Origin of the sequence: Ensifer sp. ENS02, assembly GCF_014851885.1 — a bacterium.
Taxonomy (GTDB): Bacteria; Pseudomonadota; Alphaproteobacteria; order Rhizobiales; family Rhizobiaceae; genus Ensifer; species Ensifer adhaerens.
Genome location: NZ_JACVAO010000077.1, coordinates 1 through 457, shown reverse-complemented (window position 1 = coordinate 457; position 457 = coordinate 1). Strand labels below are relative to the sequence as shown.

Here is a 457-nt window from a genome sequence, read left to right as displayed (position 1 = left end):
GTTCAGCAACAACTGGAAATATTTTTATGATGGCATTCAGCGTGCAAACGGCGCTATTGTTAACATTCCGTTGAAATCACCTTCTGCGGATGATAAGAAAGCGCGGTATGTAGCGGAGGCAAAGTTCCTGCGCGCTTACTTCTACATGCGTTTGAACCAGCTGTGGCACGGAGTGCCGGTATACCTGAAACCATTTTCTGCCGATGAGGCCACCAAAGGCCGCGAAACAGAAGACAGCGTTTGGAGGGTAGTGATCAACGACCTGACCGACTGCATCAGCGAGCCTAATCTCCCGGCGAAATATGGCAAAGGCAATGCTAACTACGGACATATTACCAAGGGTGCAGCCTATGCCCTGCGCGGGAAAGCATATCTCTACACAAAAAATTACCCGGCCGCCGCTGCTGACTTTGCACAGGTAGAAGCTGCCGGCTATACGCTGTTTAACGGTGATTAC

The 457-nt window shown here is 50.5% G+C and carries 1 protein-coding gene; it reads left to right on the top strand.

Annotated features, from left to right (window positions below):
- The coding region (locus IB262_RS35510; RefSeq protein WP_192494588.1) for a RagB/SusD family nutrient uptake outer membrane protein at window positions 1–457 on the top strand (457 nt) is incomplete at both ends.